At 57.0% G+C, this 9,110-nt stretch carries 6 protein-coding genes; 5 read left to right on the top strand and 1 reads right to left on the bottom strand.

Features of this window, described 5'->3' with window-relative positions; translation table 11 throughout:
* The first annotated feature begins 122 nt into the window (after window positions 1–122).
* From gmtY to LWH48_RS17640, 5 genes are read left to right on the top strand one after another with little or no spacing between them, the layout of a single operon-like run.
* Entirely contained in the window at window positions 123–1,580 is a 1,458-nt protein-coding gene (gene gmtY, locus LWH48_RS17660; protein WP_232913608.1) for a gamma-mobile-trio recombinase GmtY, read from the top strand.
* Between the two features lie 2 nt (window positions 1,581–1,582).
* Window positions 1,583–4,219 (top strand): gamma-mobile-trio integrase GmtZ, encoded by a 2,637-nt coding sequence (gene gmtZ, locus LWH48_RS17655; protein WP_232913607.1) that lies wholly within the window; start codon window positions 1,583–1,585, stop codon window positions 4,217–4,219.
* Window positions 4,219–4,899, top strand: a complete 681-nt coding sequence (gmtX, locus tag LWH48_RS17650; protein WP_232913606.1) for a gamma-mobile-trio protein GmtX — start codon at window positions 4,219–4,221, stop codon at window positions 4,897–4,899. Before gmtZ ends, gmtX begins: the two co-directional genes overlap by 1 nt.
* Window positions 4,900–4,955: 56 nt before the next feature.
* Window positions 4,956–5,411: a VPA1267 family protein gene (locus tag LWH48_RS17645; protein ID WP_232913605.1), complete on the top strand. Its 456-nt coding sequence runs from the start codon at window positions 4,956–4,958 to the stop codon at window positions 5,409–5,411.
* Complete coding sequence (locus tag LWH48_RS17640; RefSeq protein ID WP_232913604.1) at window positions 5,408–7,627, top strand: AAA family ATPase; 2,220 nt, start codon at window positions 5,408–5,410, stop codon at window positions 7,625–7,627. Before LWH48_RS17645 ends, LWH48_RS17640 begins: the two co-directional genes overlap by 4 nt.
* Before the next feature lie 223 nt (window positions 7,628–7,850).
* On the opposite strand, the gene LWH48_RS17635 is transcribed toward LWH48_RS17640, so the two are convergent.
* The gene (locus LWH48_RS17635; RefSeq protein WP_232913603.1) at window positions 7,851–8,306 is read right to left on the bottom strand and encodes a hypothetical protein; all 456 of its coding nucleotides are present in this window, start codon (window positions 8,304–8,306) and stop codon (window positions 7,851–7,853) included.
* Window positions 8,307–9,110: the final 804 nt, after the last annotated feature.

The following is a 9,110-nucleotide window of genomic DNA, read 5'->3' as shown; positions in this document are numbered from 1 at the left end:
AGTTACATATAGCACATGAAAGTGTGTAATTTTTGATAAGAAGCCGCCTCCAGGCGGCTTTTTCTTGATACTACCTCTGTGAGGTGTATAGTGTAATTAGTGTATTTTATGTAGAGGTGGGCATGACTGCCGTCAGCGTCGTCGCAAAGATCGTGGAGGACAACACGGGGGGCGCAAGCGAGATCCCTCTGCTGATGACAGAGGAGGGGGAGCTTGCGCCTCTGACCGACTACCTCCTGCACCTGCAAGCCAATGGGCGCTCCAAGTCTACGCTTGAGAAAGTCGTCCGAGCGGTGGCGATGCTCCTAGACTACATGGAAGCAAATGATGATGCGTTCACAGACCCCGAGAAGCTGTTCCAGGCGTTCGTCAGGCGCCTATACAGTGGGACAGCTTCTGAATCGGGCCTAGACCCTTCCGGTCTGTACTGGGTGCCCGCCTCTGATGCGACAGTGAGAGAGCGCATCATCGCCCTCACGGGCTTCACGGATTGGCTTGCTGATAAGCAAGGCACCAAGCCGCTGAATCCGTTGCGCAAAGCCACACCGCACGAAGAGCGCCTCAACTACGCGGCATGGTTTCGACGGAATCAGAACGATTTCCTGGGCCATATCAAAGACAAGTCCATCAGCACCACCGTCAAGCGTGCGCGGAGTATCAAGGGTCGTACCCCGCTGGCGAGGACAGAGGATGACGCGATCTCCTTTCCGAATGCCAGGTTTGAAGCCTTCTTTACCCAAGGCATCGGCGGTGCCAAAGATCCCCGAGTCGCTCTGCGGGACAAGCTGATCCTCCTTTTGATGCACGGCGCGGGGCTTAGGGTCAGCGAGGCGATGCTGCTGTGGGTCACTGATGTCTTTGAAAATCCCGCCGACCCAAGCCAAGCGCTTGTACGCATCTACAGCGAGCGCGAAGGTGTCGCTCCCGATGGCTGGAAAAGCCGCAAAGGCGAGCGCACTCGCAAGGTGTATCTGAAAGAGAAGTACGGTCGCATACCGCGCTGCGAGATGAAGGGGACGCAGTACCTGGGCTGGAAGACCAAGCTTGTCGATGACAAGGAAGGCTACTTGATTTCGCAGTGGTTCCCAGTCGATTTTTCCAGAGTTTTCATGACTCTATGGAATACCTACCTGAAATACCGCGCAACAGTGGACGCCCTCCACCCTTACGCTTTCGTCAGCTTCGACAGCAAGGCGTTTGGCAATCCTTACACGATCAACGCCTTCAACCACAACTATGCCGCCGGGCTGCGCCGCATCGGCCTGGAGCCGAATAAGGCAGAGGGGCTCGATCCGCACGGGCACCGGCACAACTACGGGCGGCGACTGACTCAGGCGGGCATCGACCCACTGATCCGCAAGAAATGCCTTCACCACAAATCCCTTGAGTCGCAAACGGTCTATACGCTGCCGGGCAACCAGGATGTTTCGAACATGCTCAGTGCGGCCTCCGCGCAACTGGCGCGGCCCGACGCCAAGGTGATGACGACGGACTGGAAGGCACTGGTTGAACACGGTTTTGAGGACATCGATCCGCAAGGGTTTTACACCGGCAAGCGGCCACGTCTGGGAGGGGTATGACAATGGCACAGAAGAAGAATAACGGGCGCTCGTCTGATCTTACACTCTCTTGGCTCACGCGCTCGCACGGCGAGGACTGGCTGCAATGGCAACAGTATGCGGCGGAGTGGATGGCAACTCAGGAGGCTAGTGTCGACCTAAAATTGAATACTCTCCGTCATTTCTTCGTCACCTACCTGATTCGCCATGCGGCCTACGCTAGGGATGTCACGGCCTTTTTCAAGGGTCACGCCGGACACAGAGTGTCATCCATGGAGTTTGTTGAGGCCATGCGGGCTGTGGGTATGCACAGCCAGAACTCGCAGGCGAACTCCGTGAACTCCGTATCCACCTTCATCGACTACGTCATTGCACAGCATTACAGCGCCGAGGACGACCATGGTGTCGCTCGACCCATCGTTTTGAACCCTTTCGAGCGGATCGCGAGACAGGCCTCGACGCAGGAGACCGTCAGGAACCCGCTGCCCTACCGTTACATTCAGCAGCTACGACAGATCCTCTGCCCTTACGCTCCCGGCAGCGGGCAAGCGGAGTCCGAAGAAGATGCTACCCGTAGCGCCCCTTGGGCCAATCGCCATTTTCGCGATTGGTCGTGGGCCCATGACAATGTGCTCTACGCGTGGTTCGAGGTCGACCCCGACATCATCGACCGCAACGACCCCGACTGCGTGTGGCGCACCAAGGAAATCCGGCGAGGCAGCAAGCAGATCACCATCTACCATATGTGGTCGCCGATGACCGCCATGGCGCTGTTCGTCAAACTCCACCTGCCGCTGCGCACCTATCAGGTTCGGTTTCTCGATTCCGGCGAGGCCGATACTTGGCGCTATGAGGACGGGCGCTGGGTGGCGAATACCCACCCCTTCGGCTATGGCAGCAAGAAGCGCCCCTACGCTAAGGGCGTCTTCCGCCGCACCTACGATGCGATGACGGAGACCTACGCCACCGCGCTCTACGTCTCCACCAACAAGACCGCTGATCAGAACAAGGACGAAGTGGATCATGGCTACACGATCCCCTGGCAGCATGAGGAGTTGCTGTACTGGCTGGAGAAGCTGCGTAACTGGCAGGAGAAGTACAACCCGATCACCACCCCGGTGTTTGCGAGCACACTGGAACCAAAACACACCAGGCACGTCAAGAGCACAGCCGCGCTAAAGGCCATGGGCGAGTCTTGTTTCCTGTTTCGGGACGCCAGCGCGAAAAGTGCGGAAGACCGCACCAAGCCGATTTATGATGGCCCCATCCAACTTTCTTGGTATCGGCTACTTACTCAGTTGGAACAGAATCTCGCAGCGACGGGGCATACTCTTAGCGACGGCACCGCACTCAAACTGGTGGAAGGCTACCCGGACGACACGCCTCAAGAGCGTAAAAAGAAGACCCTGTTTCCACTGCACAGCCTCCGGGTGTCCCTGATCACCGCCTACACAATGGACACGGCGCTGCCCCTGCCAGTCGTCTCCAAGCTCCTAGCGGGCCACACGCGCCTGCTGATGACGATCTACTACAACAAGATCACTCCCTCCGTCATGGCGGAGAAAATGGAGGAGGCGCATGCGGCGCTGGATGACAAGGCGCAAGCCTCGCTCCGCACCTTTCTCAAGGATGCGGAACTGTCCCAGATTCAGGCTCGCACTGCCTGCAACAGCGAGGAGTCGGTCAAGGCCGCCATCTCCAACCGCAACCCCATCGGTTGGGAACACCGCGCGGCAGGGCTATGCCTGGTCGGCGGTAATACCGTCCGCTCGGACGAGCTGAGCACGCTTGGCGGCTGCTGGAATGGTGGTGAACTGGTTGCCACTAGAGGAACCGCCCCCTCAATTTATGCCCCAGTACCCCACGGGCCGGAGAACTGCATTCGCTGCCGCTGGTTCATCACCGACGCCAGCTACCTGCCCGCGCTAAACAGCCAGTTCAACCAGATCAGCTACAAGGCCCATCAGGCGGCGAGCCTGGCGGTGGAGATCGAGGGCGAGCTGGAAGCGCTAAAGGACGAGTTGTTCTTCGCGGAGGAGCAAGGCGCCCCGTTCACCAAGCACGATGAACTTCAGGTGCTGGAGCGGCGCTATGAGAAGCAGAAGGTGGAAGCCGATGAGTACGCCAAGGACTACATCGCCTGCTTCAACCTGATCCAGCGCTTGATGGATATCGAGAACCAGCGCGACGAGGCCGACGAGGGTCAGAAGCTCGTCGCCGTGGGCTCTCGCGAGGATCTGGCGGTGAGCATGCGCTTTATCGAGACTGACTCGGAGCTGCTGCACCTGTCGCTGCTCTGCGAGGACGCGGAGTTCTATCCCGACCTACAGGATGACCTTCGCAAGACCCCGGTAATCGAAAAGCGAAGCCGGCAGATCAACCGCATGATGATGCAGAAGGGCTATCAGCCGGTGTTGATGGAAATGGATGAGCGGGCGCAGTTGATCGCCGCCAACGTCCTCGTGCGCAAAATGGCCATGATCGCGCATCCGAGCGACAAGCTGGAGGGCTACCGGATCGCAGCGAACTATATCGAGGCCCAGGAGTACTTGGTGGACGACCGCCTTCTTGAGGCGGGTATCGAGCAGATGAGCAAGACCGCGCCGCTTGCTTTGCCGAGCATCAAGCAATGGCTGATCCAAGATGAGGAGGTCATCTGATGGAGATCGATATCGACGTCATTCTTGAGGATCTCAAAGAAGGCAAGACAGCAAAGACGCAGCAGTCGCTCGACAAGCTCAACGAAACCTTGCGCGAGTATGACGAGCGCGGCGAACGCGACTTCTCGATCACCACCATTGGCCGACTTTCGGCGCAAGACGGCGGTGTGGGGTACGAGTCAATCCGGGCGACAGCCAACAAGCACTACCGCGACCTGGTCGAGGCATGGGCGGCGAAGGCGAAGACCACCACCAAGAAACCCCTCAGCAGACAGAGCCGTTCCCGCCGAGTGCCCCAGGACAATCAACTGCTTGAGCGCATTCCCGATCCCGCCCTGCGGGTGCTGTTCGGCCAGATCATCGCCGAGCGTAATCGCTACCGCACCCAACTCAACATCCTCAAGAACCAGGCCGAGGTCGTGATCGATAAGCGACCTGTCAGGCAGTTCGAAGCCAGCGCCGAACCCTCCGTCGAGTTTCTCCCTTCGCTCAAGGGCCTTGTCTCGGATAACGAAATCAAGGCACTGCGGTTCGCCGCCTCCGACGAATGTATCGAGCGCCAGGGGTGGATGGTCACGCAAGCCGGGCAAGTGAAAGACGAACTTGGGGAAGAGGTATTTCCCCGTGGGTTCATGACGGGGCTACAAAAGCTGGTGAGGGAGGTGGAAGCCGATGACTAATGGGAGCATCCATCTTCGAAGCAGAGACAGGCTGCTGCGCAGCGGAGGGCACGGGGATGGCTAATGGACAACAACTCGCCGCAGAGAACCTCAAACGGTTTGAGTCATGGTCGGCAGAGCGTGAGGCCGCCAGTGACTGGGCCGATTACATCCGGCAGGGCCTACTCAACCGCACCGAAGTCGCCGCCGAGTGCGGCTTTGCCAAGTCCGTGCTGAGACAGAACCCGGCAGTCAAGGCCGCCCTGGAAGCTCTGGAAACGTGCCTGAGGGCGCGCGGAACACTGCCCCCTGCAAAGGGGGAGACGTCGCCGCAGACGCAAGTTGAGGCGGGCACAGCGTCGGTGGAGAGACGCACCGTCACGCTCAATAACCGCAGCGAGCAGCGCGTCAAAGCACTCGAAGAGCAGAATGCGGCCCTGCGCGCCGAGGTTCTGGAGCTGCGCGAGCAGCTCAAGCGTTATCAAATGATCGATGATCACCTCGCCCAGACGGGCCGCATGGTGCGGCCATGACGGATCTCGCTGTGAAGCTGACTATCACGTCCATCCTGAGTCGGGGGGCACGCGGCGGGGTCATAATGGCCGGTGTCGATACCAAAGGTCAGCGTTATGTTGCGCGCTGTAGCTGGACACTGGTACCCGATTCGGCCTTTCCCTGCAAAGGACAGCGCTGGGCGCTGCGCGGTGTACTCGTCGATTACAAGCAGGAGCAACAGATCGAGGCAACGCAAGCCGAACTACTGAGGCCATCTGGCAAAAACACGATCGCCTGGATTGCAGGGTGTAATGACATCCCGGGCGTGGGCCAAGTCAAGGCGCAGCGGCTCTACGACCGCTTCGGCCCTGAACTGGTGACGCTCATTGAGCAGAGGGACATGAATGCCCTGAGCGCTGTTATTAGCTTCGAAGCCGCTGATCTGTTATGCCACGCCTTTGAGAAATTTCAAGTCGCGCAGACGCTTGTCTGGCTCGACCAGATTGGCATGCCAAGGCGGATCGGCCAGAAGGTTGTCGCCTGTTATGCCGGTATGGCGCGAGAGAAGATTGAGGCCAACCCCTACGCGCTGATTAGCTTCGAAGCGCGTTGGAAGGCTGTGGATGTCCTGGCGAAGGACCGGTTTGGCGTGACCGAAGAAGACCCGAGGCGCCTTGAAGCAGCGGTTGAGGAGACTCTCTACCGGGGGCTCAAGGACGGCCACACCTGCCTGCCAGAAAAGCAGGTCAAGCGCCGACTCAAGACACTGCTCGGTGCCCATGATCTAGTTGGACAGGCGCTGGCCACCGACGGTAGCAGTCAGTACCGCCGAGTGGGTGATCTCTACCAGCCTACCGGCACCTATCTGATCGAGCTTGAGATCGCCCGGCGCCTCTCGGGTATGGCAGCTGGGGAAGTGGCTCAACAAACATCGATCTTTGCGGTGGGCGAGGTCGATCACGGCGCGATAAAGGCGGCCATCCACGATTATGAGCGCACGCAGGGCTTCGCGCTCTCACCCGAGCAGCGCCAGGCCATACTGTGCAGCGGGAGCGCCTGTCTCAGCCTAATCCTGGGCGGCGCAGGCACCGGCAAGACCACAGTGCTCAAGGCCCTGTACGCCGCGCTAGAGGCCGTCCAGCCCGGCATTGCCATCTATCAGCTCGCTCTAGCCGGACGTGCCGCACAGCGGATGCAGGAGGCCACTGGGCGTGAGAGTTGCACGATCGCCGCCTTTTTCGCGCAGGTTTCCGCCGTGCCGCTTGGCAGTGATGCAGTGGTCGTCATTGATGAGATGTCGATGGTGGATGCCATTCTCTTCTATCGGCTCCTTCGCCACATCCCGCCCAGCACGAGACTGATCCTGGTCGGCGACCCCAGCCAGCTCCCACCTATAGGCCCCGGCCTCGTACTGCATGCTCTTGCCGCCCACCCGGCAGTTGCTCAGACGGAGCTGAAAGTGGTCAAGCGGCAGTCGGATGCCAGCGGGATTCTGCCGGTTGCCGTTGCTGTCCGCCGTCATACGATACCCGATTACGCCTCCTACCAGGGTCGTGGCAATGGCGTGTCGTTCATCGACTGCCCGGATCAAGCCCTCGATGAGGCCGTGGTGTGGCTCTACGCGGAGCTTGGAGGCAGTGGTGAAGACTATCACGTACAGATCCTCTCGATGACCCGCAGCAATCAGGGCGGCGTGAAGCACTTGAATCAGCGCCTGCACGAGCGCTATCGGCACGAGGCCCCTCCCGTGTACTGTGTTGACCCGCAATTTGGCGTGGTGCCAGCCAGGACACTGGAGTACGTGCCGCTCAAGGTCGGTGATCTGGTTATCTTCACCAAGAACGACTACACGCTCGGGCTGCGCAACGGCTCATTGGGCCGGATTACTGAGGCGCTGCCTGTCGAGGGTGAGGGTAGCGATTGCTGCAAGGTCGATTTCGAGGGCGTTGAGCACGCCCTGAAGACCACGCAGCTTGAATCGCTCAGCCACGCCTATGCCATTACCGTTCACAAGTCGCAGGGGTCGCAATTCTCGCGTGTCATCGTGCCGATTCGCCGGTCACGCCTGCTCGATCAGGCCTTGATTTACACCGCGATCACCCGCGCAGTAGACCAGGTCGTGCTGATCGGGAACCGGGAGGCGGCGACCGCAAGCATCCTCGCCCAGGCTTCTGCCGCTCGACGGCATGTTTCACTGCCTAGGCTTTTGAGGGAGTCGTACCACACGAAGCAAAGCCCTATTTTGACAACTTGATAAGTGCTGATAGGCTCCGACCCGGAGGGGGATGTGCCGACTCAACAAGCGGGTCCCATAAGGAGGCATTGTGCGTAGAAAAAACGTACTATTTCTGTACGTACAAATGTTTGCGGGTTTCTTTACACATAGCCGCTCCTCCAAAGGCCTGGAGGGGCGGTCGACGAGCGCAAAGAAAATGACCGTTTTGCATGGTTAATTAAGGACTCGATATCCGTGATTTTTAGCAGCTATTCACCTCTATGTCGGAGTATTTATTTCCGTCAATAAAGAAATATGAATATATTATTGTCCCGCCTGAGGCTACGAACCTATAGGTTTCAGATGATGGGTTGCAAATGCTGGATTTCGCAACCCTCGATATTGCAGAAATAGTCTCTTCTTCACTTTTTCCAGCCACTTCTAAAGCATTTCTCATTTCACTTTCGTTATAATCAAATCTTGCATTTAAATACACGGCACTCCCGGATGCATATACTGTTTGTATGACAGTGTTTTGGTTTATCCTCATCGGAAAGTGAGGGGCCGAACTAGAAGCTATTCTTTGTGCTTGATCACAAACCTCTGAATTTTTTTCACTGCAATCATCTCTGGCATAAGATGGGCTCTGAGAAAAAAATCCGACAGTGAAAATTAATGGCAATAAAAGCAAACCTCTATATTTTGTTTTAATTTTCATAGCTATCCTTTGCGTGGATTTTGATTTTCGATTCACTTCTTTTCATCCTTAAAAAAATAAGAAAAATGGATCACCTTCACTTAGTTACCTTAAGGCATTGAGGATTAAATAATTTGCAAGAATAAATTAAACCTTCTCGTGTCATTCATAAAACAAACAATGAGCAATCAGCTAGTTGCCAAACAACCATGGTAGATTTGCTCCGATAATCAAGCCCCCGCTACCGTACACGAAAGCGGTCGTCGTGATCGTCGAGCGCAGCGATCTAGCCCATTCCGTGAATTCTCGATCGCGCCCTGCCTCCTCCTCAGTCATCCCTTGGGCTAGACGTGCCTGCTCAATCAGTGCGTCTGTTCTGCTCATACGCGCCATGACGTTCTCCTATCAGCTGATGTACTGGAGCTCAGAATGCCTTGAATAGACGTGAAATCAAGATTATGGCGCTTATCAGGACTCTGACTTTCTCATGCTTATATTTTGATAACTATACAATAAGGGGCAGGAGGGGTGAACCTCTTGGTGGCTTACAGCTTACAGGGTCGACAGGTTCACACGTTGCGAGCTACGAACTGATACCCACGAGGCAGGATCACCCCCTCAAAGGGCGCGGATGCACGGTGGTATGTGTAGAGGGTTATCAGTTGAAGCATGAGTACCCCCTCCTGAGCATCCGGAGAGAACCGAGGCTTCTTACACACACGATTACATAGTGTGTAGAAAATTCGGGGGAAATAAAGCCCTGAAAAAGCAGGGCTTTATTTCACTCACTCACTCATTTACACATATTCTGCTATAAAGAACTTC

It is taken from the genome of Halomonas sp. G15, from assembly GCF_021282295.1.
GTDB lineage: Bacteria > Pseudomonadota > Gammaproteobacteria > Pseudomonadales > Halomonadaceae > Halomonas > Halomonas alimentaria.
This window is presented reverse-complemented; position numbering and strand designations above follow the sequence as displayed.

Excerpts from the sequence above, each read along its gene's own strand:
- gmtY (WP_232913608.1), top strand. The coding sequence starts at position 123 with ATGACTGCCGTCAGCGTCGTCGCAAAGATCGTGGAGGACAACACGGGG.
- gmtZ (WP_232913607.1), top strand. The coding sequence starts at position 1,583 with ATGGCACAGAAGAAGAATAACGGGCGCTCGTCTGATCTTACACTCTCT.
- gmtX (WP_232913606.1), top strand. The coding sequence starts at position 4,219 with ATGGAGATCGATATCGACGTCATTCTTGAGGATCTCAAAGAAGGCAAG.
- LWH48_RS17645 (WP_232913605.1), top strand. The coding sequence starts at position 4,956 with ATGGCTAATGGACAACAACTCGCCGCAGAGAACCTCAAACGGTTTGAG.
- LWH48_RS17640 (WP_232913604.1), top strand. The coding sequence starts at position 5,408 with ATGACGGATCTCGCTGTGAAGCTGACTATCACGTCCATCCTGAGTCGG.
- LWH48_RS17635 (WP_232913603.1), bottom strand. The coding sequence starts at position 8,306 with ATGAAAATTAAAACAAAATATAGAGGTTTGCTTTTATTGCCATTAATT.